20 protein-coding genes are annotated in these 20,777 nt (G+C 44.2%); 3 read left to right on the top strand and 17 right to left on the bottom strand.

All coding sequences use genetic code 11. The annotated features are described in order from the left end of the window. Nucleotides 1–147: 147 nt before the first annotated feature. From FTV12_RS11090 to paaA, 11 genes are all read right to left on the bottom strand, one after another. The gene (locus FTV12_RS11090) at nt 148–924 is read right to left on the bottom strand and encodes a class I SAM-dependent methyltransferase (RefSeq protein WP_180034049.1); all 777 of its coding nucleotides are present in this window, start codon (nt 922–924) and stop codon (nt 148–150) included. 140 nt (nt 925–1,064) lie between these two features. After that, nucleotides 1,065–1,664, bottom strand: a complete 600-nt coding sequence (locus tag FTV12_RS11085) for a gamma carbonic anhydrase family protein (RefSeq protein ID WP_180017076.1) — start codon at nt 1,662–1,664, stop codon at nt 1,065–1,067. Between the two features lie 42 nt (nt 1,665–1,706). After that, the gene (paaX, locus tag FTV12_RS11080; RefSeq protein ID WP_034701554.1) at nt 1,707–2,648 is read right to left on the bottom strand and encodes a phenylacetic acid degradation operon negative regulatory protein PaaX; all 942 of its coding nucleotides are present in this window, start codon (nt 2,646–2,648) and stop codon (nt 1,707–1,709) included. Nucleotides 2,649–2,708: 60 nt separating this feature from the next. Beyond that, on the bottom strand, nt 2,709–4,001 hold the full coding sequence (gene paaK, locus FTV12_RS11075; protein ID WP_180034048.1) for a phenylacetate--CoA ligase PaaK: 1,293 nt from the start codon (nt 3,999–4,001) through the stop codon (nt 2,709–2,711). Between the two features lie 58 nt (nt 4,002–4,059). Further along, nucleotides 4,060–5,271, bottom strand: a complete 1,212-nt coding sequence (gene pcaF / locus FTV12_RS11070) for a 3-oxoadipyl-CoA thiolase (RefSeq protein ID WP_180034047.1) — start codon at nt 5,269–5,271, stop codon at nt 4,060–4,062. Between the two features lie 442 nt (nt 5,272–5,713). Beyond that, complete coding sequence (gene paaG / locus FTV12_RS11065; protein ID WP_180034046.1) at nt 5,714–6,505, bottom strand: 2-(1,2-epoxy-1,2-dihydrophenyl)acetyl-CoA isomerase PaaG; 792 nt, start codon at nt 6,503–6,505, stop codon at nt 5,714–5,716. 64 nt (nt 6,506–6,569) lie between these two features. After that, nucleotides 6,570–7,628: a 1,2-phenylacetyl-CoA epoxidase subunit PaaE gene (paaE, locus tag FTV12_RS11060; protein ID WP_180034045.1), complete on the bottom strand. Its 1,059-nt coding sequence runs from the start codon at nt 7,626–7,628 to the stop codon at nt 6,570–6,572. Nucleotides 7,629–7,693: 65 nt separating this feature from the next. Then, complete coding sequence (gene paaD / locus FTV12_RS11055) at nt 7,694–8,194, bottom strand: 1,2-phenylacetyl-CoA epoxidase subunit PaaD (RefSeq protein ID WP_180034044.1); 501 nt, start codon at nt 8,192–8,194, stop codon at nt 7,694–7,696. A gap of 28 nt (nt 8,195–8,222) precedes the next feature. Further along, nucleotides 8,223–8,978, bottom strand: a complete 756-nt coding sequence (gene paaC / locus FTV12_RS11050; protein WP_180034043.1) for a 1,2-phenylacetyl-CoA epoxidase subunit PaaC — start codon at nt 8,976–8,978, stop codon at nt 8,223–8,225. Nucleotides 8,979–8,994: 16 nt separating this feature from the next. Next, entirely contained in the window at nt 8,995–9,282 is a 288-nt protein-coding gene (gene paaB / locus FTV12_RS11045) for a 1,2-phenylacetyl-CoA epoxidase subunit PaaB (protein WP_004783374.1), read from the bottom strand. A gap of 28 nt (nt 9,283–9,310) precedes the next feature. After that, complete coding sequence (gene paaA, locus FTV12_RS11040) at nt 9,311–10,255, bottom strand: 1,2-phenylacetyl-CoA epoxidase subunit PaaA (RefSeq protein ID WP_004783375.1); 945 nt, start codon at nt 10,253–10,255, stop codon at nt 9,311–9,313. Between the two features lie 262 nt (nt 10,256–10,517). Between paaA and paaZ the strand changes: the two genes are divergently transcribed. The 3 genes from paaZ (at nt 10,518) to FTV12_RS11025 (ending at nt 15,408) form a co-directional block, all read left to right on the top strand. Continuing rightward, a complete protein-coding gene (gene paaZ / locus FTV12_RS11035) occupies nt 10,518–12,629 on the top strand; it encodes a phenylacetic acid degradation bifunctional protein PaaZ (RefSeq protein WP_180034042.1) in 2,112 nt (703 codons plus the stop codon). A gap of 206 nt (nt 12,630–12,835) precedes the next feature. After that, nucleotides 12,836–14,275 (top strand): MFS transporter, encoded by a 1,440-nt coding sequence (locus tag FTV12_RS11030; RefSeq protein WP_180012882.1) that lies wholly within the window; start codon nt 12,836–12,838, stop codon nt 14,273–14,275. A gap of 197 nt (nt 14,276–14,472) precedes the next feature. After that, nucleotides 14,473–15,408, top strand: a complete 936-nt coding sequence (locus FTV12_RS11025) for a tRNA-dihydrouridine synthase (protein ID WP_180034041.1) — start codon at nt 14,473–14,475, stop codon at nt 15,406–15,408. A gap of 32 nt (nt 15,409–15,440) precedes the next feature. Here the strand turns inward: FTV12_RS11025 and FTV12_RS11020 are convergent, their stop codons facing one another. From FTV12_RS11020 to FTV12_RS10995, 6 genes are all read right to left on the bottom strand, one after another. Beyond that, nucleotides 15,441–16,103 carry a nuclease-related domain-containing protein gene (locus FTV12_RS11020; RefSeq protein ID WP_180034040.1) on the bottom strand — a complete coding sequence of 221 codons (663 nt, stop codon included), beginning with the start codon at nt 16,101–16,103 and terminating at the stop codon, nt 15,441–15,443. Nucleotides 16,104–16,136: 33 nt separating this feature from the next. Continuing rightward, entirely contained in the window at nt 16,137–16,619 is a 483-nt protein-coding gene (locus FTV12_RS11015; RefSeq protein ID WP_034170626.1) for a methylated-DNA--[protein]-cysteine S-methyltransferase, read from the bottom strand. Nucleotides 16,620–16,688: 69 nt separating this feature from the next. Beyond that, complete coding sequence (gene sugE / locus FTV12_RS11010; RefSeq protein WP_034170625.1) at nt 16,689–17,006, bottom strand: quaternary ammonium compound efflux SMR transporter SugE; 318 nt, start codon at nt 17,004–17,006, stop codon at nt 16,689–16,691. Nucleotides 17,007–17,633: 627 nt separating this feature from the next. Then, the gene (gene rpe / locus FTV12_RS11005; RefSeq protein ID WP_034170624.1) at nt 17,634–18,320 is read right to left on the bottom strand and encodes a ribulose-phosphate 3-epimerase; all 687 of its coding nucleotides are present in this window, start codon (nt 18,318–18,320) and stop codon (nt 17,634–17,636) included. Nucleotides 18,321–18,614: 294 nt separating this feature from the next. Beyond that, on the bottom strand, nt 18,615–19,712 hold the full coding sequence (locus FTV12_RS11000) for a M48 family metallopeptidase (protein WP_257220886.1): 1,098 nt from the start codon (nt 19,710–19,712) through the stop codon (nt 18,615–18,617). 11 nt (nt 19,713–19,723) lie between these two features. Continuing rightward, nucleotides 19,724–20,770: a YjgN family protein gene (locus tag FTV12_RS10995; protein ID WP_257220885.1), complete on the bottom strand. Its 1,047-nt coding sequence runs from the start codon at nt 20,768–20,770 to the stop codon at nt 19,724–19,726. Between the last annotated feature and the right edge of the window lie 7 nt (nt 20,771–20,777).

The raw sequence follows: 20,777 nt of genomic DNA, 5'->3' as shown, positions 1-20,777 counted from the left end.
GTGAAGGTAAAGAATGTTGAAGGGTGCAATCTAAATTTTCAGATAAAGTCATAAAAAAATGAGCGTATTTACATACACTCATTTTTACTACATTTTACTAATATTTGCTTAACTGACTGGCATTACAGTTAAGACTGGGTTTTTTATTTAATTATCCTCTTTATCTGGATTTACCCTTCCTACTCGTAGCGATAGTGGCCAACTTACTACCCGGGGCAATTCCGGATCTTCCCATTCTGGCAATAAGGCATCTGCCAATACATTCAGCGGATTATGTCCGAGTGCCTGGGTGGCTGCTTTTACGGCTGACCAGGTACTCATATAGCCTATCAGTTGGTAAAAGTTCCACTCGACTTGTAATACCGGCGGCTGTACAGAAATTTCCTGAAATGGAAATGGCAGATTTTTGTATCCTTCATCGACATGGCGACGTTCAGGTGCCCAATAGGGTGCGATCGTCACTTCATAAAAATGTCTGAAATAATGATTCAGATGTTCTTCATCAATGCTGAATACCCCATAACTAATAAGAGCCAGAATGGCATTGGATTTTGCAATACGGTGAACTTCCGCATAGAACTTGTCCAGATCCAGCCAATGGGCAGCTTGTGCGACTGAAATCAGGTCAGCACTTTGATCAGCTAAGGGTATATTTTCAGCTAGGGCATGAAGGTATTGAATTTTCGGATGAGGTTTGGCCTGTGCGATTTGTTCGCTACTCGCATCAATGGCAATGATCTGATCAAAATAATGCGCCAAAACCTCTGAAAACTGTCCTGAGCCACAGCCGACGTCTAAAGCCAATTTGGTACTCGTTGATAGCTCTGCCAGCATCTTCCCCAAAGTGTCCGGATAATGCGGGCGAAACAAGGCATAATCTTGAGACTGCTGGGAGAAATGGTCTTTAAATTCCCGACTTTTCATCTGCACTTTCCTGACCTGCTTTCTAACAGCTTAGCTTGATCCGGAAAGGCGACAATAGTAATTTGGTTTCATTTCCAATAATTTTAAAACTAAAAAATTAGCGTATTTTAATTATCTAAAATTTTTAAAAATCAGCGAGTTTAACTATTTTGCTTGATCTGATAATCGGCTTTAAAGTTCTGATAATCACGTCGCTCTGCGGAATCTTCAGTTAAAGCTTCTACTTCCTGCAAGGTATTCAAACAACGTGCAGTGAGCTGGATATATTGCTCGGTGCCATGGCTTTTCCAGACAATTTCTTTTTCTTCTAAAGGACGGATGACTTTTGCCGGACTGCCAAGTACCAAATTATTCGCTGGCACTTTGAATTTGGCCTTAACTGTACTGTTGGCCCCAACAATGACATTCTCCCCGATCTCGGCCTCATCCAGAATTACGCTGTTCATACCGATCAAGGCATTTTTTCGTACCACGCAGCCATGCAGAATGGCACCATGACCGACATGGCCATATTCTTCAACCAAGGTCACACTGTCCGGAAATCCATGGATGGTACAGGAGTCTTGGACATTGGCATTTTTCTGGATATGAATCCGGCCAAAATCGGCACGCAGCGAAGCGAACGGACCAATATAAACTCCGGCTTCAATGATCACATCACCGATCAGCACAGCCGTAGGATGGATATAAGCTTCAGGGCTGACGACAGGAATCACCCCATCAATCGCATAACATGGCATAGACTCCTCCTTGAGCTATTACATTCATGATTTTTTAAAATATTAAAAAGTCAATTCCGGCTGCTTTAAGCCACCAAAACGTTTATAAAATTGTGGATGTGCAGGTGGCATAAGGCCTTCCGCTGTCCGGGCAGTCTCCAGGAAAAACTCATCTCCTGCTGCAAATACTGCCTGATATAGATTGGTACTTAAGTTACGTGCAATCAGTGACAACCAGTCTGTTGGTAACAGTTCAAATGGCAGATTCGGGTCTTTCAGTAAAATACGGCGATATTGATGGATCAGCAGAATACGAATCTGAAAGGCTTGTACTGGATCCAGTTCCTCTTCATTTTCCACCAGATAGAAAAATTCACGGAAATCACTAATAAATTTTTCATAACGCTGATGCAATTCAGGGATTGGCCAATTGGTTTCAACCATGCGTTTAATGGTCGGATAAGATTCCTGCCAAAGCTGTAAAGTTTCAGCACGGAATACTACCACCTGATCAGTCATCTTGTTATTCAGTAAAAGGTTTTGCAATTTCTGCTGATCACAACCCGGATAGGCCATGACATTGGTCGCGATATTGGCAAAGCCTAACCATTCCAGTTCTTTTTTTAGTATCTGTTTATTTTCCAATTCAACTGAACTGAGCAGAACCAGATCCCATTTCTGATCCCATTCATTATGTTGGAAGCTGTAAATTTTCTGGTCTGCGGTAATAAAACGCTGACGGCTGCTTTCGGTAATCCGGTAATAACTGGTGCGGCCAATTTTTTCAGAACTCAGCCAGCCATTTTGTACCAGACGGAATACGGCGGTACGCACAGAACGCTCATTGAAGCCGAATACATCCATCAGCTGAATCAGGCTGGCAAGACTAATGACTCCCCCGCGGTGATAAATACTGTCACCAAAAATCGTCATTACCAATGAGGTTCCACTGAGGGTCTCATTCTGAATGAAATCATCAATTACTTGTTTTAATTTCGGATTCATTACGTTCAATTTACCTTGTTAAAGCCGGATGACAGACCTGAGCCTGTCATCCAGACGTATTTAAGCGGACTTTCGGATATCAAACACCCGCTGAGCCTTACCTTCAGAGCGTGGCAAGCTACCTTCCGGTAAAACTTCCACACTGACACTAATCCCGACCATGGTCTTGATTTGTACTTTCAGCTGATTTGCCAATTGGTGTGTCATATTTATAGCATTATCTTTACGCATTTCGGTACGAATATGCAATGTATCCAGGTGACCCTGTTTACAAATCTGAATCTGATAATTTGGAATAAGCTGCGGAATATGCAGGATTTGCTCTTCAATTTGTGATGGGAACACATTCACACCACGAATAATCATCATGTCATCACTGCGACCGACAATCTTGTCCATACGACGCATGGTACGTGCTGTACCTGGCAATAAGCGTGTCAGATCACGGGTACGGTAACGAATCACTGGCATACCTTCTTTGGTAATAGTGGTAAATACCAGTTCACCTAATTCACCATCAGATAATACTTCACCAGTTTCCGGATGGATAATTTCAGGATAGAAGTGGTCTTCCCAGATGGTAGGTCCATCTTTGGATTCCAGACATTCCATCGCCACACCTGGCCCCATCACTTCAGACAGGCCATAAATATCCAGTGCATCAATACCCAGACGTTCTTCGATTTCACGGCGCATTTCATTGGTCCAAGGTTCCGCACCAAAGATCCCGGTCTTGATGGAACAGTCCTTGGCAGTCCCGAATTTTTTCTCCAGACACTCAATAATGTTCAGACAATAAGATGGCGTGACCATTAAAGCTGTTGGCTTGAAATCATGAATCAGCTGTGCCTGCTTGTCGGTCTGGCCACCTGACATTGGAATTACGGTGGCACCCAGACGTTCTACGCCATAATGTGCACCTAGGCCACCAGTAAACAAGCCGTAACCATAAGATACCTGAATCGTATCTTTACTGCTGAGTCCGGCTGCACGTAACGAGCGTGCCACCACATCTGACCAAGTATTAATGTCATTCTGGGTATAACCGACTACAGTAGGCTGACCTGTGGTTCCTGAAGAAGCATGTACACGGACAATCTGCTCCTGAGGCACAGCAAACATGCCAAATGGATAGTTTTCGCGCAGATCCTGCTTGGTGGTAAAGGGGAATTTTGCCAGGTCTTCCAGTGATTTCAGATCATCCGGATGCACACCGGCTTCATCAAACTTTTTCTTGTAAACCGTACTGTTCTGATAGGCATGCTGCATCATTTTTTTCATACGTTCCAATTGCAGGCTACGTAATTCATCTACTGAAGCGGTTTCAATCTGTTCCATTGCATTGTTATTCATATTCTTGCTCCTGCTGCAGTCATCCTGACTGCTGATGATTTCTCTTTTGATTCAGTCCTTAAGCCACATTTTCCAGAATCAGTGCGACACCCTGTCCAACACCGACACACATGGTACAAAGGGCATATTTTCCTTGCTTGCGCTGTAATTCTTTCATGGCAGTAATCACGAGTCGTGTACCGCTCATTCCGAGTGGATGGCCAACGGCAATAGCACCCCCGTTTGGATTGACTCGTGGATCATCATCCTGAAGGCCTAGCTCACGTAGCACTGCAAGTGCCTGTGCGGCAAAGGCTTCATTCAGTTCGATCACATCCATCTGTTCCAGACTTAAGTTTGTCTGTTTTAATACTTTCTGTATCGCTGGTACTGGTCCAATCCCCATATAGCGTGGCTCTACACCTGCACTGGCAATTCCTACCACCCGTACTAGCGGTTTCAGTCCATATTGTTCTGCGAAATATTTATTACCCAGTAGCACACAGGCTGCACCGTCATTGACACCAGACGCATTACCCGCAGTTACCGAACCACCTTCCTTTCGAAATGGTGCTTTTAAAGAAGATAACTTTTCTAAAGTAGTATCGGCACGTGGATGCTCATCTTCAGTAATCACCTGAGTAGAACCTTTAGCGCCCTTGATTTCCACTGGCAGGATTTCTGCCTGAAAAATGCCATTCTGCTGTGCCTGTGCAGTTTTTTGCTGACTGTGATAAGTAAACAGATCCTGATCTTCACGATTAATCTGATATTTTTCAGCCACATTTTCTGCCGTTTCCGGCATGCTATCTACGCCGAAACCTGCCTTGAATTTTGGATTGATAAAACGCCAGCCAATGGTGGTGTCATAAATTTCCGGAGTACGGCTAAATGCTGTGATGGGCTTGGATTGTACAAATGGCGCACGGCTCATGGATTCTACCCCACCGGCGACTACAAATTGCGCTTCACCCGATTTAATTGCACGTGCTGCCAGACCGACAGCATCCAGACCGGAAGCACAGAGACGATTTACAGTAATCGCGGGTACACTTTCCGGCAGGCCCGCTAAAAGTGCTGCCATACGCGCGACATTACGATTATCTTCACTGGCCTGATTGGCACAGCCTAAAATCACTTCATCAACTTCTGCCCATGGCAGGTTGGGATGCTGCTGTTTTAAATACTGGATCGGCAAAGCAGCAAGGTCATCAGTACGAATACTGCTCAAACCACCTGCGTAACGACCAATTGGGGTACGAATACCGTCAAAAATATAAACATGTTCCATCGTTCTTGTTCCTTAGCTCGCCATACCTCAGTCTGTTGGCGATACTTGTTGCGCCTGTCCTAGCGCTGTCTGCTTAGTTCAATATATACCAGGTTGTATCACTCTTCACCAAAAATACGATACATATTTTTTAAGATTTGTAAATTTGTGTCATATTAAATTCTATTTACTCACCCGAATCATTTATCTGAATAAATAAAATAAAAAACAAATTACATATCAATAGCTTGATTAGAAAAATATTACGTAAACCCATGTTTTCAGATTTCATTTACTATCAGAGTAATACAACATATAACATAGGACCTAGCTAACCATCAGATCAAATAGGTATCACATTCATACCTATCGGGAATAATTCAACTCGACCAAGTTGCTAAGCGATAACTGAAAGGAAAAAATCGCACAACTTTGAGCCGAGTCAAATCCATCTCCGGCAGATTTAGCAGCCCTTATATTGTGGTGTGCGTTTTTGCATAAAGGCCTGAACGCCCTCACGATAATCACTAGAACGGCCTGCCAGACGTTGCAGATCCTGCTCCAGAATCAGTTGCTCATCCAGATTATTGTCTGCAGCGGCATGAATCGCTTTCTTGATCAGGGATAGACCATAAGTCGGCTGAGTCGCCAGATGTTCAGCCATTTTTTCAGTTTCTGCCTTTAACTGATCATCTTCAACTACCTGCCAGATCATGCCGAGTTGCAGCGCACGTTCAGCCGAGATTTTGTCACCCAGCATCGCCAGACCCATCGCTTGAGCACGGCCAACCAGGCGTGGTAGGAACCAGGTACCCCCTGAATCTGGCACCAGACCGAGACGGCAAAAAGCCTGAATAAATGAAGCAGATTTCGCTGCTACCACGATGTCACAAGCCAGAGCAATATTGGCACCTGCACCCGCTGCTACACCATTTACGGCACAGATCACCGGTTTTGGCATTTCAGTAATCAGTTTAATCAGCGGGTTGTAGTATTTTTCAATGGATAAACCTAAATCTGGAGCATCAGCATTTGGATCTACTACACGGTCGTTCAGGTCCTGACCAGCGCAGAAACCACGACCTTCTGCAGAAATCACCACTGCGCGAATTGCTGAATCTTGCGCCCAGCGTTTTACGACAGAAGATACTTCCTGATGCATGGTTTCATTAAAACTGTTGAGCTGTTTTGGACGGTTAAAAGTCAGGTAGCCCACTGCATTTTTTTCTTCAACAATAATTGTTTGGTAATCCATTACACACCTTTTAAGTTTCTATTTCGTTCATGCATTTATCTGCATAGTACTTAATTTAAAATCTTTACTCGTCGAAACTGAGACGAACATTTCGAGTGGTTGGACGCGCCTGACAGCTCAGCACATAACCTTTCTGGATTTCTTCTTCTTCCAGGCTATAGTTGATTGCCATTTCCACTTCACCCTGCAGCACCTTACATTTACAGGTTGCACATACCCCGCCCTTGCAGGCATAAGGCAGATCCGCACCTGCACGTAAAGCGGCATCCAGAATGCTGTCATCCTGTTTGGATACTTCAATGATCAGCTCACGACCATCCAGAATGATGTTGACCTTTTCCTCGGTACGGCTTTCGATCTGCTGTGCAGATGCTTTTGGTGCAGCCCCGGTATTGAAGCGTTCGGTGTGAATTTTGCTGCGTTCGATCCCAAGGGTTGGCAAAACGGTTTCTACTGCATTCATCATTTCTTCAGGGCCACAGGCAAAGCAGTGATCGGTTTCTGCTGGAATCAGGCCTGCCTGGAACAGCTGCTGCAGTTTTTCTGCATCAATACGACCATTGAAAATCTCGCTGTCATTCAGTTCACGCGAGAAAATATTGATCAGTTGCAAACGCTCTTTAAAACGGTCTTTCAGATCCATGATCTGTTCAGAGAACATGGTCTGTTTCCAGGAACGGTTACCATAAACCAGGGTAAAAGTGGCATCTTGCTTACGGCTCAACACTGCTTTGACAATAGACAAAATTGGTGTAATGCCACTACCTGCAGCAAAACCCAGATAATGTTTACCACCAGTCTTGGCCGCTTTCTGGAAAAACACACCTTGTGGTGGCATCACTTCCAGTACATCGCCCACTTTCAGGTTTTCATTGGCCCAGGCTGAGAACTGGCCTTGATCAATTTTCTTGATCGCAATACTCATGTCTTCATCACTATCGCTACAGATCGAATAGCAACGGCGCAATTCTTCCTGTTCTGTAAGATGACGGATGGTCAGGTGTTGGCCCGGCTGATACTGAAAATTTTCGGCATGTTCCGGACTCAGTTCAAAAGCAATGCAAATTGCCTGTTCAGTCTGAGGCTGAATAGATTTAATGGTTAACGGAATAAACTGGCTCATTTCAAAATCCTTCTTAAGCTGTGGCGATCTCACGCTTTATTGTTATGGCTTGTGCGCTTAAGCCCTTAAATACATTTAAAATAGTCAAACGGCTCCAAGCATTCCTGACATTTGTACAGCGCCTTGCAAGCGGTTGAACTGAATTCACTGAGTAATCGGGTGTGGTGGCTATGACAATGTGGACACTGGATGCCATCGCTGAGTGCGACATGGGTACCGCAGCTGTTTGAACCACCTTTGGGCGGAGCAATACCATATTGCTGCAGCTTCTGTTTGCCTTCCTCACTCATCCAGTCGGTGGTCCATGCTTCTGACAGATCGACCACAACTTTGACCGGCGTCAGCTCATGTGCTGCAAATGCCTGGGTGATTTCCGCCTTGAGCAGATCGGTTGCCGGACAGCCACTATAGGTGGGGGTCAATCGGACGATGATTTCCTCCTGCGAGTTGATCTCCACCCCACGAATCATGCCTAGGTCAAGGACCGACAGGACCGGGATTTCCGGATCGGAAACCTGTGCCAGGACTTCCCAGCATTGATCTTCTACATGTCTAATCAAGTTCATGCCACTCACTCCCTGTGATGTGCTGGATTTACCAGTTCATGCCTGGATAGCTGCGCTGCATATATTGCAGTTCCGTCAGTACATAACCTAGATGTTCGGTATGTAGTCCTTGCTTGGCACCGCTACGGTAAGCGCCGCTTTCTGGCATGCTCAGTTCAAAACGTTGCAGCTCGGCAGATATGGTTTCCAGCCATTTTGGTTTCAGCAGTTCAAGGTCAGGAATCAGGTGAGCATCAACCAGCTGACGTTCATCTGCAGTCAGGCTGAACAGCTCTTCAGTAAAACGCCATAGCTGGTTTAGACCATGCTGAATTTTTTCATGTGCTTCTGCCGTACCTAAGCTCAGGCGTTCCATCCATGCAGTAGAAAAACGCAAATGGTATTTCACCTCTTTCAGCGACTTGATGGCGAATGAGGAAATCTCTTCATTCCTGCTATTGCTCAGGGCTGCAAACAGCAAAGCATGGTAATGATCCATCAACCATTGACGCACAATGGTTTGACCAAAGTCATTATTTGGCTGTTCGCACAGCAATAGGTTGCGGTATTCACGCTCGGTACGGAAATAGGCCAGTTTGTCTTCATCACGACCTTGCCCTTCAATTTCACTGGCTAGACTCAACGCGGTACGTGCCTGACCCAGCAGGTCCAAACCGATATTTGCCAATGCAATATCCAGCTCTAGCTCCGGTGCGTGACCGCACCACTCTGCCAGACGGTGTGAAAGGATGAGTTGGCTGTCGCCAACATGCAGTAAAAATTGTGCCAATACCTGATTCGTCATTGCTCTTTCCTCCACCTTACATGTGTTCGATGCCATCTGGAATGTGATAGAAGGTCGGATGACGGTAGACCTTGTTCAATGAAGGATCAAAAAACTCCGATTTTTCATCTGGTTGAGATGAGGTAATCAGTTCAGATTTCACGACCCAGATACTTACACCTTCATTGCGACGGGTATAGACGTCACGGGCATTTTGCAGGGCAATTTCATCATCAGGGGCGCGCAGGCTGCCGACATGACGGTGGCTCAGACCCTGTTTGCTGCGAATAAATACTTCGTATAAAGACCAGTTATTCTTGTTCATTTGCATATCCTTGTGCTATTCCGTTGCCTTAAGCGATTTTTCGTTGATCTGACTGCTGCTGTTGCTTGCTGGCATAAACTGCTGCTGATTCACGCACCCATTTGCCGTCTTCCCAAGCCTTGCGACGTGCTTCAATACGTTCGTGGTTGCATGGACCTTTGCCTGCCAGTACATCGAAAAACTCATCCCAGTTCACTTCGCCAAATTCATAGTGGCCTGTTTCTTCATTAAACTTCAGGTCTGGATCCGGTACAGTTAGGCCAAGCTGCAATACTTGCGGCACAGTGTTATCGACAAATTTCTGACGCAATGCATCATTACTGAATAATTTGATTTTCCACTGCATGCTTTGCGCACTGTTTGGAGAATTGTCATCACTTGGACCAAACATCATTAATGCCGGCCACCAGAAACGATTCACTGCATCCTGTGCCATTTGTTTCTGTTCTGGCGTGCCTTGTGCCAGTTGCATCATGGCCTCAAAGCCCTGACGCTGGTGGAAACTTTCTTCTTTACAGATACGCACCATGGCACGTGCATAAGGACCATAAGAGGTACGGCATAACGCCACCTGATTGACGATTGCAGCACCATCTACCAGCCAGCCAATCGCCGCTACATCTGCCCAGGTCAGAGTTGGATAGTTAAAAATGGATGAATATTTCATGCGGCCAGCAATCAGCTTTTCCATCATGTCATCACGGTCTGCACCTAGCGTTTCTGCTGCACTGTAGAGGTATAGGCCATGCCCTGCTTCATCTTGTACTTTAGCCAGCAATACCGCTTTACGTTTCAAAGTCGGTGCGCGGGTAATCCAATTACCTTCTGGCAGCATGCCAATCACTTCTGAATGTCCATGCTGGCCAATCTGGCGGATCAGGGTCTTTCTATAGGCATCCGGCATCCAGTCCTTCGCTTCAATCGAAATGTCCTGCTCTATCTTCTGATCGAATGTTTGTTGTTGCTTATTCATGTTTGTCTCACTTATCCCAAGTGCTGATACAATCAAATTAAAACGATACAAATATAAAATCAATACTATTTTTTAAGTATCATATATTTTTTAAAAGCATTTTCTATTAAGCTATTGTTTTTATTGTTTTTAAATTTTTAATTACATGAAAGTTACTTTTTTGTTTGCGGATTATGATTGACATTTAAGTTTTTTGATTGCAATTTATGAAACATCAAAAGTAAAAATAAACTCAACAACGTATCATAAATGGAGTTATACAATGTTGGAACTGGACAGCACAACCCAGAGTACGGATCTTCAGGACGACACACAGGCGCATTACGCAGCTAAAGTTAAAGTATTGAGTTCACTGGTTTTAGGTGGTGAACATAGCGCACAAAATGACTTGCGTACGGTCTATCACGCCATTAGCGGTGAAGCGATTTATCAAGTCAGCAGTCACGGCATCGACATGCATAACGTAGTGCAATATGCCAAACAGAAAGGTGCTGCTATTGCCCACTGGACCTTCCACCAGCGTGCCAACGCCCTGAAACAGGTGGCACAATATTTACTGGAACGTAAGGAAGATTATTACCGCTTGGCAGCCGCAACCGGCTGTACCCGCAAAGATGCCTGGATTGATATTGAAGGTGGGATCGGCACTCTGTTTGCCTATTCAAGTCTGGTTCGCCGTGAACTCAGCGATGAAACGGCACTGGTTGAAGATGCCTGGATTCCATTGTCCAAACAGGGCAGCTTTGGTGCTAAACATATCCTGAGCCCGAAAGCCGGTGTGGCCGTACATATCAATGCATTTAACTTCCCAATCTGGGGTATGCTGGAAAAAATTGCACCTACTCTACTAGCCGGTGTGCCATGTATTGTGAAGCCGGCAACAGAAGGCGCAGAACTGACACATGCAGTCGTTAAAGACATTTTAGCCAGCAATTTACTGCCAGAAGGCACCCTTCAGCTGATCTGCGGACAGACTTATGACCTGTTTGATCACCTGAATGCACAGGATACGGTAACCTTCACAGGTTCGGCTGCTACCGGCCAGAAACTGCGTGCGCATCCACACCTGAATGCCCACTCCATTCCATTCAGCATGGAAGCCGATTCGGTGAACAGCGCCATCCTGACCCAGCAAGCCAACGATGAAACCATTGACCTGTTTGTGCGTGAAGTCTTCCGTGAAATGACAACCAAGGCCGGACAAAAATGTACTGCAATTCGTCGTGCCTTTGTGCCAGCAGCATTGCTCGATACCGTACAACAACGCCTGACTGAAAAACTACAGAAAGTGGTCATCGGTGATCCTGCACAGGACGGCGTAACCATGGGTGCTCTGGCCAGCGTTAAACAGAAGCATGATGTTGCTGCCAAGGTAGAACAGCTGGCACAGGAAGCTGAAATCATCATAGGTAGCCACCTGCGCCAGGACTTTGCCATCCAGGTCGCACATCCGGAAAAATCTGCTTTCTATCCACCAACAGTATTGTTATGTAAAGATCCGGTACAGGCCCAACAGATTCATAATATCGAAGCCTTTGGCCCAGTGGTTACATTGATGCCCTATAGTGACCTACCACAACTGGCAACATTAGTAGCTCGTGGTGAAGGCAGTCTGGTCGCTTCAATCGTGCGTAACCATGATGAAAATATTGAACAGCTACTCAGCAAGATCGCGCCTTGGCATGGTCGTGTGCATATTCTGGATCGTGAAAGCGCTAAGGAAAGTACCGGTCATGGTTCACCACTGCCATTGTTAGTGCATGGTGGTCCGGGGCGTGCTGGCGGTGGTGAGGAACTCGGTGGTCTGCGTGCAGTGAAACACTATATGCAGCGTACTGCTATTCAAGGCTCACCAAATGTGCTGACTCAGGTCGGTCATAGCTGGACCGCGGGTGCGGAGGTATTTGAAGACCGCGTGCATCCATTCAAGAAATCCTTTGATGAACTGCGGATCGGTGAACGCCTGCTGACTGCACGCCGTACCATTACTGAAGCTGATATTGTCAACTTTGGTGGTTTAAGTGGTGATTACTTCTATGCACATATGGACAAGATTGCGGCTGCAGAATCCCTGTTCGGTGAACGCGTCGCACATGGTTACTTCATTGTTTCTGCCGCTGCTGGCTTGTTTGTTGATGCTGCTCCAGGTCCGGTTATTGCCAACTACGGCATGGACAACCTACGCTTCGTAGAACCGGTGAAAATTGGTGATACCATTCAGGTAGAACTGACCTGCAAGCAAAAAACACCTAAACCACTGCGTGATGAGCAAAAACCGCATGGTGTCGTGGTTTGGGACATCAAAGTGAAAAACCAGCGCAATGAACTGGTCGCGACCTATGACATCCTAACTCTCGTAGAAAAAGCTGCTTAACAAATATTTTCAGACACTTAAAGTAAGAAGGGAATCTATTTGATTCCCTTTTTTATTTATTTGAAAATAATTGTATCTTTTTAATACAGACATATTGACGGCTGTGCAAATTACTCCTAGATTAGATTAATTGATACACATTAAAAATAAAAATAATTAAATTTGTATCAAATAAACCAATCACTATAACTTGCACAGGATGTTGCATGATGAATGAAAAAACATTGGTCATAGACAAGGTTGACAATGACGTCCAACCACTCGATTCTCATCTAAAAATTACTACGCCTATCCCCGAACAGGTAGCTACAGAAATTCCACCAGCAGCTCCAGAACGTAGTAGCTATCAATGGTATGTGGTGATCATCTGTATGGTGGCCTATATTTTGTCTTTTGTAGACCGCCAGATTTTATCCTTGATGATTGAGCCGATTAAGGCCGACTTGATGCTCAGTGATACCCAGTTCAGCCTGTTACAAGGTCTAGCATTTTCCCTGTTCTATGCCTTTATGGGCGTACCAATTGCGGCACTCGCAGATAAAAAGTCTCGTGTGAAAATTATTTCGGTTGGGATTGCTTTCTGGAGTCTGGCAACTGCAGCCTGCGGTCTCAGCAAAAACTTTATCCAGATGTTCCTGGCTCGCCTCAGTGTCGGTGCAGGTGAGGCAGCCCTATCTCCTGCTTTTTACTCAATCGTAGCGGATCTATTCCCTAAACATAAACTGGGTCGTGCGCTAGGCGTATATGCGATTGGTGCTTTTATCGGTTCAGGGCTGGCGTTCCTGATCGGCGGTTATGTGATTGGTCTGCTCAAAGATGTTAGCTTTGTCACTTTACCGGTAATTGGTGAGATCAAGACTTGGCAACTGACCTTTATGATTGTCGGTTTACCGGGTGTATTGCTGGCGCTGCTCATGATTTTGACCGTACGTGAACCCGAGCGTAAAGGCCTCAAAATGGATGCGAATGGTGTCGCAGTGAAAGCATCTTTTAAGAATTCCATCGGTTTTATCAAAACCCATAAAAAGACATTCTTCTGTCATTTTATTGGCTTCTCTTTCTATACCATGATGCTGTATTCCCTGCTCGGCTGGGCACCGGCCTACTACATGCGTCACTTTGGCCTGGATGCAAGCCAGACCGGATATATCCTTGGAAGTATTATTCTTGTCGCAAATACTTCAGGCGCCCTATTCTGTGGCTGGCTCATCGACTTCTTTTCTAAACGTGGCTATAGCGATGCAGCGATTCGTGCCGGTGCAATTGGCTGTGCTGCCCTGATCATTCCAAGTGTGCTATTTACTCAGGTCGACAATATGCAGCTTTCATTCGCACTGATCTTTGTCGCCATGTTCTTCTCCACCTTCCCGATTCCAGCATCAGCCGCTGCTACCCAGATGTTGACACCAAACCAGTTGCGCTCTCAGGTATCAGCCAAATTCCTGTTGATTTCTAACCTGATTGCACTCGGTGTGGGTACAACTGCGGTGGCGCTGATTACAGACCGATATTATGAAAATACCCTAATGGTGGGGAATTCAATTTCTATCGTCAATGCGATAGCCGGCCTGATTGGTGTATTCCTACTGTATAAAGGCTGTCAGTATTATCGTGAAAGCATGAAAGTTGAAAAGCTGGTCGATTAAGACAATATTAGATTTTCAAGCTTTAAATCCAAACCTTAAATCAGCCGATTTAAGGTTTTTTATTTAGATAGCAAAAGATCAATAGATACTCATTCACACTCAATCTTTTTCTGCAATTCATATGAAAATTAAACTGCCTGGACTTTCCCACCAAAAAGCCGTATAACACCGTTTTTCGAATTAACAGGTGTTGACCATTGAAACTTGTTCTTGCACCCATGGAAGGCTTAACTGACCCGATTATGCGCGATGTACTGACATCCGTCGGGAGCTTCGACTGGTGTGTAACCGAGTTTATTCGTGTCACGGATTCGGTGCTACCAGATCATATCTATCACACCTACTGCCCTGAACTGTTAAATGAGGGCAAAACTGCTGCCGGTACGCCGGTGCATGTACAGTTTCTGGGAAATAATCCGGAAATGCTGGCAGCCAATGCAGTGAAGGTCGCTGCCATGGGCGCGCCTGCAATTGATATGAATTTCGGTTGCCCAGCTAAAACCGTGAATCGTCACCGTGGTGGTTCAGTGCTGCTAGATGAACCTGAAGTCGTCTATGAATTGGTCAAAGCTGTTCGTGATGCAGTGCCTGCACATATCCCGGTTTCGGCGAAAATGCGTCTGGGTTATATGGATCGCAACTTCATGATGGAAAATGCCCATGCCATTGAAGATGCTGGAGCGGCCTGGGTCACTGTCCATGCACGAACCAAAGCCGATGGCTATACTCCGCCAGCCTTCTGGGACCAACTGCAACCGATTCGTGAAGCACTAAAAATCAATGTGATTGCCAATGGTGAAATCTGGACCAATACCGATGCCAAGCAATGTCAGCTAGAATCAGGCTGTGAAGACCTGATGATTGGCCGTGGTGCGGTCACTACACCTGATCTGACCCAATGTATTCGCCAGAATTCTGATGAGCCGCTCATCACCTGGAATGAACTACTGAAACTGCAAATCCGTTTCCTGAATGGTTCCTATAAAAAGGAAATGAATATGGTCGGCCGTTACAAACAATGGTTGGGGATGATGTCCAAGCATTATCCTGAAGCTAAAGCACTCTGGGATGAGGTTAAACGGATTAAACAGCTGGTTGAAATTACTGAAAAGCTAAAAGCCTCGAAAAATTAAGAAAAAAGCCTTTGAATGATTCAAAGGCTTTTTTATTCGGATTGCCGCCTGTTTAAATTTGCAACATGTTCACGGTTGGTTTTCCAGGATTTTTCTAGTACTTCCTTCTCCAAGCGAATCTGGATATGTTTAATCTTGGTGTCAGAAATAACTCGCTGATTAAAGCTTTTTACATAATCTGTCCAACCTGCACCCCGAAATACATAATTCGGCATTGGGGTTTTGAATACCGCATCTGGCATAAATACAATCACAGAATGCAGCTGGGCTGGCTCAATAATATCAACCAGCAACTGCTCCAGAACTTTGATGTGCTTATAATTCTGATGAATCGGATTTTGAAATTTATAGCTATTTTTATAAAGTTTTTGCGTCCAGGTTTTTTGTCGCTTGCTACCAAAGATCCAGCCTTTATAGTTTTTGGTTTCAATCACAAACAGGCCATAAGGACTTAATAAGAAATGATCAATTTGTGTTGTGCTCCCTTCTCCATCTGGAAGAGTCAAATCGTTTAATAACCGATACTCAGGGTCTTTCAGATAAAGTTTGACATGCGTGGCAACAGCGAACTCTCCCAGCTTCCCTTTTAAAAATGGTTTAAATAACTTAAAAATGATTAAACCAATAAAAAGTAGAAGAACCCACCATAAACTGGACCAGAGTTGGCCTAAGATTAGTGTTGCGAACTGATCCATATTTTAATTTTCATTAATTTTATGATTTTGATCTTAATGGGTTCGCTCAATATTTAACAGAATTTCTTTTTTATCCAGACCACCCGCAAAGCCTACCAGCTTACCACTACTGCCAATCACCCGATGACAAGGTGCAATAATCGAAATCGGGTTTTTACCATTAGCAGCACCCACGGCGCGTACTGCTTTAACATTACCGACCTGTTCAGCGATTTCCCGGTAACTTCGGGTCTGTCCATAAGGAATATTCAGCAAAGCCTGCCAGACTTTTTTTTGAAAATCAGTACCGGCAAAATCTAAAGGCAGTTCAAAAACATTGCGCTGACCGGCAAAATATTCTTGAAGCTGACGCCGAGCTTCTATCAATACAGGATGCTGTGGATCTTCAACCAGAGTTGCCAACCTGACCCGATTCGGTTTTTCACAATCCCAGAGTACAGCTACCAGCGCCGTTTCATTGGCGACCAGCTGCAACTGCCCTACAGGCGAGTCCATATAAATATAACTGAGCTGCATGGCCCTACTCCTACAGAATCAAGCTTGCCAGTTTTTATTTTACTCGAAATCAGAACTGCTCAACAGCTCTTAGGAGGAGGATAATTTCATCAAAACAAGTCCGGAAATAATCAGCACCGCAGCCAGCATACGCATAGCAGAAGCAGGTTCACCTAAAACTATAACACCGACCAGAAATGAGCCGACTGCGCCAATGCCCGTCCAGATGGTATAGGCAGTTCCTAGAGGCAAAGTACGCATGGCATAGGCCAGTAATACAAAACTGAGCACCATAAAAACAATCGTAAAAATACTCGGTGTGAGTTTAGTAAAACCCTCTGAGAGCTTCATGGAATAGGCCCAGACAATCTCAAATAGTCCAGCGAATACAAGTATAATCCAGGCCATATTGCCCTCCTCCTAATTAACAGAGTCAGGCCGTCCTGACGATTTTTCTTGTTGAATTTTATAAATTTAATCAACAAGGGAGGTCGTTCCCCCTAAAAAAATAAACATCTTATAAAACAGATGACAAAACCAAACTGCCGTTTACAAAATTTGACTGAATGAGAATTAACTTAACCATGTCTTACTCAAATGCTCAGGACAACTTGAAGATTTCAGCCTATCTTAAGGAACGCCAACATGGGACATCGTGTTATGGCATTACAGAGACTTGAGTAAGAAAAACAAACAAGGAATAAGTCCATATTATTAAGTTATGCACATGAATTAAATTTAAAAATAGCGTGGAGATCTTACACAATGAAACACAAAACTAAGACCTATTGATCACTTTTTGTTTGGCTTGATTATTAACCTTTGATGAATAAACGACCACTAAAATCAAGGGCTGACATATGTAAAAAGAACTCCAATTGAGTTCTTTTTATACAAATTTTGTCTAAGATACAATCAATCAGGCTACAAACGATTACAAAATATGCAACATATCCATATGGTTATCAACATAGATATCTACACACTTATCCATAAAGTTATCCACAGATTTATGCACCTTAAACATTTTAGAGATTAAAGCTGGATTTGACCGACTTTAGCCAGCTCACTACGCATTTCATCAATCACAGCTTTATAATCTGGCTTGCCAAAAATCGCTGAACCGGCCACAAACATATCTGCACCAGCTTCTGCAATTTCACGAATATTTGCTGGTCCCACACCGCCATCTACTTCTAAGCGGATATCACGACCTGAAGCATCAATGATCTTGCGCGCCTGACGTAATTTATCCAAAGTCATTGGAATGAATTTCTGTCCACCAAAGCCAGGGTTCACACTCATTAGCAATACCTGATCAACCTTATCCAGTACATAATCCAGATAATGCAATGGTGTCGCTGGATTAAATACCAGACCGGCTTTAGCACCACCTGATTTGATCAACTGTAAAGAACGGTCAATATGATCAGATGCTTCCGGATGAAACGTAATAATATCTGCGCCTGCTTCCAGAAAGTCACCAATCATGCGATCTACAGGTTTCACCATGAGATGCACATCAATAGGTGCCTGAATACCATATTTTTTCAGTGCCTTACATACACCTGCGCCAAAGGTTAAATTGGGTACATAGTGATTATCCATAACATCGAAATGCACAACGTCTGCACCGGCCTGAAGTACATTTTCAACTTCTTCACCTAAACGGGCAAAGTCGGCAGACAAAATAGAAGGTGCAATTAAATAAGGCTTGGACATGAAAGGACCTGGCTAACTGAAATTGGATTTTTCTCATTATACCAAATCCAGTCCTGCTACTGTGACTTGGATGTTATGTGAATACAATGCTATGTAACGCTGGACAGTATTTATGCTTAATATCACTAGACCTGGATGAAAATGATTGATTAAGACAGGAAAACTCGCATATCCATCAATAAAAAATCGAGGCTAAACACGCCTCGATCCTCAGGATATAGAGATATGAATTTTTATACTCAATATCAGGGCTAAACAGGTTGGCTCATTTTTTCTTCGAATGCATGAATCCGTTCAATTCTTTTGTCCAGCTCGGGATGCGATTCCAGATATTTTTTTGAGTTTTCCAATCAAACGCAACCATTTCAGTTCAGACTCGGTAATTTGCCGTTCTTTTCCATCAATATTCAGGGTAAAGTTTTTCATTTTTATCGTTTTACTCTGCTCTGCCAGGATTCTAGCGTTTTCAACCCGCTGCAAAAAGTTCGACAAATGGATACTGGATATCTGCTGTTGATGTAAATGTTGCATGGCATAATCATCCGCAGCAAGTTCAAGCGCCTGTGAATATCCCGCATCGGCGAGTACCGCTATAGATGCCGCCACGACATCACTTAAGTCTCCCGTTACCAAGGCAAATAATCCTGCTGCACCCAGGTTGGAAATCACTTTTTGCATGCTATGTTTTTGTACCAGATGACCTTGTTCATGCGCCAGTACTGCAAGAACTTCTTCATCTGCGCCACTGAGCTTGACCAGTTCATCGGTGACAATAATGGTATTGTTCGGAATCGCAGCTGCATTAAGTCTCATGATTTCTCCGCCTTGACGGAAAATAACCTTAGCGGGTTTCCCTACTGCAATTTTTTGTTCATACAATTTTTTTAGATGTGCTTGATGCTCTGCGGAGAGCTTGGATGGCTCAGTTTGCTCAATTAATTTCTGCTCAGTTTGATTTCCTACCTCGATCAAGGTCTGTTCGGGAAGTAATTGAGCGAGCTGCTGAGCGGTATAAGGAATTCCCCATTTAAGAATAAAAATTACCGCACATATCACGATAATCATCGAGAAGAAAATCAGGAGTGGAGAACGTTCAAATTTCCATATGGCATGATAGATTTCTTTGGATTTAATCTTCAGCCAATGCGGTGCTTTGGTCAAAAATTCAATCCGACGATCTTCAGGTAATTCGATAATCGGTTTACGTCCCCCGACCCCGCTAATATACGCCATATCGGGATAAGTAAAATAAAAGTCAGCCTCGCTCACTTGCTTGGGTGTTTCTTCACTAAGCTTTAGGGCAATCCCGCGTTGCTGATCAGGGACAATCCATGCACGCTGGGCTTCGGCCAAAACCCCATCATAAAATCTGACTTCAACAGGTCGCTTCATCCTACTTGCCTCTATAACGATGCATCGAAATCAAAGATATCCAGTACTTCATTGGCTATAGCATTTGGATCACGCTGCAAGATATTTTTTAGATTAGTTTCGTCCTCTGCTAGATAGAGTTCTAGGTTAGCCAGTTGATATTCATATAAACGGATGCTCGCCCAAGGGGTCATGAGTCCCAAACTGAGTGCACGCACAATCCAGTTACTCAGTACAATCCAGCTATAACGCCATGTCGTTACCCGGGTTTTAAAGTAGCTTTGACCAAGCTCTACATGATTCCAGGTATACATATATAAGCGTGCAGAGATCATCGGCCAGACCAAGGCCAGACAAAACAGATAGCTCAATACAACACCTAAGGTAAACAAGTTTGTACCGATCAAATCGATCCAGTAAACGATTACCGCGATCCATGCAATGCCGATCAGCAGACACAAACATAAGGGGATATAGACTGCCGACATAAATTTAGACCACTGAATCCCCAGCCTGAACTGAAGTTGTCCGATCGATAAATGATTAAAGCAGTAACGTTTGTATAGCCAGATCACCACTGGGCTGAAAAGAAACAAAGTAAAAATATTGACCAATATCGCGAGCCATAAAACCCTATAGGCTTCCCGATTGCTTCCACTAAAATGAAACCGGACATTGCCATATTTACTATTCCGAGCCTTAAATTTCAGGGTCATCCGAATTAACCAAGGTAGAGAGATCGCAGCAATCAGAAATAATGAACTGGTAGCCAAGATGGAGTAATTGGTTAAGATCACTGTCACCACATACAGCTCCAATGCCAGTAGACGACCTAGTAGAATTCGGCTTGGCATGGCAATGAAGTCAAAGCGATATTTTAACAATTGGGTATTGCCGTAGAAATATCGGATACGGCGTGCCTTTGCCCAAGGGCTATACAAAGTAAGCGTAATGATGGTTAACATCAGATTCACCATCCAGATTCCAAAATATTCCGTGGCACTGCCATGAAATCGGAAGCTGTGTTTTTCTAGTGAAGTTGATGACTGGTCAATCTCTGGTTCAGGCTTATTGTGCATCGTGTTC

Origin of the sequence: Acinetobacter sp. YH12233 (assembly GCF_013417725.1) — a bacterium.
Lineage (GTDB): Bacteria > Pseudomonadota > Gammaproteobacteria > Pseudomonadales > Moraxellaceae > Acinetobacter.
Note: the sequence above shows the minus strand (reverse complement) of the source record. Positions and strands in the feature narration are given on the sequence as shown.

What these genes read in the sequence shown, in the direction of transcription:
- FTV12_RS11000 (WP_257220886.1), bottom strand. Translation starts at nt 19,712, where the DNA reads ATGAAGCGACCTGTTGAAGTCAGATTTTATGATGGGGTTTTGGCCGAA.
- FTV12_RS11090 (WP_180034049.1), bottom strand. Translation starts at nt 924, where the DNA reads ATGAAAAGTCGGGAATTTAAAGACCATTTCTCCCAGCAGTCTCAAGAT.
- FTV12_RS11030 (WP_180012882.1), top strand. Translation starts at nt 12,836, where the DNA reads ATGATGAATGAAAAAACATTGGTCATAGACAAGGTTGACAATGACGTC.
- FTV12_RS11015 (WP_034170626.1), bottom strand. Translation starts at nt 16,619, where the DNA reads ATGCAGCTCAGTTATATTTATATGGACTCGCCTGTAGGGCAGTTGCAG.
- pcaF (WP_180034047.1), bottom strand. Translation starts at nt 5,271, where the DNA reads ATGGAACATGTTTATATTTTTGACGGTATTCGTACCCCAATTGGTCGT.
- paaA (WP_004783375.1), bottom strand. Translation starts at nt 10,255, where the DNA reads ATGAATAAGCAACAACAAACATTCGATCAGAAGATAGAGCAGGACATT.
- paaX (WP_034701554.1), bottom strand. Translation starts at nt 2,648, where the DNA reads ATGAATCCGAAATTAAAACAAGTAATTGATGATTTCATTCAGAATGAG.
- paaK (WP_180034048.1), bottom strand. Translation starts at nt 4,001, where the DNA reads ATGAATAACAATGCAATGGAACAGATTGAAACCGCTTCAGTAGATGAA.
- FTV12_RS11020 (WP_180034040.1), bottom strand. Translation starts at nt 16,103, where the DNA reads ATGGATCAGTTCGCAACACTAATCTTAGGCCAACTCTGGTCCAGTTTA.
- rpe (WP_034170624.1), bottom strand. Translation starts at nt 18,320, where the DNA reads ATGTCCAAGCCTTATTTAATTGCACCTTCTATTTTGTCTGCCGACTTT.
- paaE (WP_180034045.1), bottom strand. Translation starts at nt 7,628, where the DNA reads ATGAGCCAGTTTATTCCGTTAACCATTAAATCTATTCAGCCTCAGACT.
- sugE (WP_034170625.1), bottom strand. Translation starts at nt 17,006, where the DNA reads ATGGCCTGGATTATACTTGTATTCGCTGGACTATTTGAGATTGTCTGG.
- paaC (WP_180034043.1), bottom strand. Translation starts at nt 8,978, where the DNA reads ATGACGAATCAGGTATTGGCACAATTTTTACTGCATGTTGGCGACAGC.
- FTV12_RS11085 (WP_180017076.1), bottom strand. Translation starts at nt 1,664, where the DNA reads ATGCCATGTTATGCGATTGATGGGGTGATTCCTGTCGTCAGCCCTGAA.
- FTV12_RS10995 (WP_257220885.1), bottom strand. Translation starts at nt 20,770, where the DNA reads ATGCACAATAAGCCTGAACCAGAGATTGACCAGTCATCAACTTCACTA.
- paaD (WP_180034044.1), bottom strand. Translation starts at nt 8,194, where the DNA reads ATGAACTTGATTAGACATGTAGAAGATCAATGCTGGGAAGTCCTGGCA.
- paaB (WP_004783374.1), bottom strand. Translation starts at nt 9,282, where the DNA reads ATGAACAAGAATAACTGGTCTTTATACGAAGTATTTATTCGCAGCAAA.
- paaG (WP_180034046.1), bottom strand. Translation starts at nt 6,505, where the DNA reads ATGGATTACCAAACAATTATTGTTGAAGAAAAAAATGCAGTGGGCTAC.
- paaZ (WP_180034042.1), top strand. Translation starts at nt 10,518, where the DNA reads ATGTTGGAACTGGACAGCACAACCCAGAGTACGGATCTTCAGGACGAC.